The sequence below is a fragment of the Candidatus Dependentiae bacterium genome (genome assembly GCA_013821315.1).
In the GTDB taxonomy this organism is placed as follows: Bacteria; Babelota; Babeliae; order Babelales; family Babelaceae; genus JACDHA01.
The window spans coordinates 1-2,355 of sequence record JACDHA010000054.1 but is presented as its reverse complement, the minus strand read 5'-3'; the positions used below and the strand labels follow the sequence as shown (position 1 = coordinate 2,355).

At 38.4% G+C, this 2,355-nt stretch carries 2 protein-coding genes; one reads left to right on the top strand and one right to left on the bottom strand.

What is annotated here, in order from left to right:
* Positions 1 to 1,207: hypothetical protein (locus H0X48_06955; GenBank protein ID MBA3955028.1), on the bottom strand; the 1,207-nt coding region annotated here is incomplete at its 3' end.
* Positions 1,208 to 1,309: 102 nt separating this feature from the next.
* Here H0X48_06955 and H0X48_06950 point away from each other — a divergent pair.
* On the top strand, positions 1,310 to 2,355 hold a 1,046-nt coding region (locus tag H0X48_06950; protein MBA3955027.1), incomplete at its 3' end, for a hydroxyacid dehydrogenase.

Genomic DNA, 2,355 nt, shown 5'->3' with positions numbered 1-2,355 from the left:
TGCCATCAGAGTTTAATTCTTTTAACAAGAGGTATCTGCTTAAAGGGCCATTTTTACATAAATCAAATGAGCGTTGTTGTCTGTTTTTAAATAAATGTGTAACATTTCCTTCTACGTAGACTGAAAGCGTGTCACAACAGTTTCCTTCCCACACAACTAAATGGCCACTAAGGCCAGCACCTGCTTCAAAATGGCCTCCATTGCCTACAATTGGTTCAAAAATATGACGAGCATTAGGTTTATTACCCGTTGGCAAAACGAGCTGCCCGTAAAGCCCTAAATGAGAGTAAGGTGTATTGACCGGGTTATGGCCAATAATAAGATCAATATCAGCCAAACGTGTTTTTGTTAACGTGCACGGTGAAAATTTGCCATAACGCCACGGTTCTTTCATATCACCAAAGACAAAATTACCACTAAGTGCTTGCTTAATTGAATGAGCAGGCGTCTCTTCATTCATGCTCATAATGCACGGAGCAAAAGGTTCTTGGCTTGACTCTATTTGTTTTTCGCACATATTTAAACTCCACCGTGTATGCACAAGTGGTGTCTGTAGGCGCGCATATAAGCCTGGTTGAAAGCAATCAAGACCTATAAAAAGTTGGTTATCAACAAAATAGTTTTCTATAACAGGCCTAAAATGGACTTCACCTTTAAAGTGGGGTGATAAACCAAAATTGTCTGCAATAATATCACATGCATTACGATCTTCAACTTGGCTACCGCTAAACACTAACGTTGAATCACCAAAAAGTGTACGAGAGATAAATTGAGGCTTAAAAGAACGTGTATAACCAACCGATTGTGCAATGGTCGCATACGTGCTCTCAGGAGCAAATCTATTGATATATTCTTGCCAACCAACCAGCTCACGCGCAGTATTAGCCCCTACTGAGCGTGGTATAATAATAGAATGTACTTGATAACAGGAATCAAAAGAATCACTTGAAAGCGTGTCACTACTGGTATTACTGTTAATAAACCCGCATGGACATGAAAAACTTGTAGTATAAAATTGGTGACAGCTTGAACACTCAATGCCATCAGTACAACTTGAGCAGTGGCCTTTATTATCGATAATCGAGCCTGGCAGATGCTTGTTTTTTAAGCAACTGAGTTCTGCTTGTACCGTAAAATTAAAAACAGTTAATAGCAGTATAAATATATTATAAGTATAAAAAAAACTTCTCATTATTTTTTGTATCATGGTAACCCCCTTTAGGTTTGTGTGTTACCAACGTACTGAAATTAAGATATAAAGTGCAATATTTAGTTGATAAACTATTGTATAGTTACTCCTAAGGCGCTTATGCTTATAAAAAAAGTGGTTAACCAAAAATCACAGAAAACTTTAATAAGCATCTGGAAAACAAGTATGAAGATCGCTTTTTTTGACGTTCAGCAGTGGGAAGAGAGCTATATCAAGACACATTGTAGTGATCTTGACTATACGCTTTATAGGCAACCTCTTACTTTGGACACTGCTTGCCTTGCTCGTGAAGCTGAAGTTATTTGTATATTTATACCAAGTAAAATCACTCAAGCTCTGTTAGATGCATTGCCAAAAGTACGCTTGCTAATAACACGTTCAGCAGGATATGATCATATTGATCTAGCTCAAGCGCATAGCCGTACTATAGTTGTTTGTAACATTCCTACTTATGGAGAGCATACGGTTGCTGAATACACTTTTGGTTTACTGCTTGCTCTTTCACGAAAAATAGTTCAAGCTGCTGAGCAAATTAAAAAATTAGATTTCTCTGTCTCTGCTCTTACTGGGTTTGATTTAAAAGATAAAACGTTGGGCATTGTGGGTGTAGGGCGCATTGGACAACATCTTATACCTATGGCTCGAGGCTTTGGCATGCGTGTCTTAGCCTTTGATCCAAAACCAGTGCTAGGACTCGCTCAATCACTCGAGTTTACGTATGTGTCTACTTTAGAAGAATTACTTGCTCAAGCGGATATACTATCACTGCATGCTCCCTTAAATGCTCATACGTACCACATGATCAACAAAGACACAGTACAAGCTATAAAGCCAGGGGCGTATTTGATTAATACTGCCCGAGGAGGCCTTATTGATACACAAGCACTTGTAGCAGCTTTGGACAATGGTATTCTGGCTGGTGCAGCATTAGATGTGCTTGAAGATGAACAACAATTACACCAAGAGTGCCCGATAGCTCAACAAAAACAGAGCTATGAGCAGCTTAAAACTTTGGCTTTTAATCATGTATTATTTTCACGACCCAACGTAATTATCTCTCCCCATAATGCTTTTAATACCCATGAAGCCTTACTAAGAGTTTTAAAAACTACTCAAACTATTGTAAGGGATTTTATAGCACACAA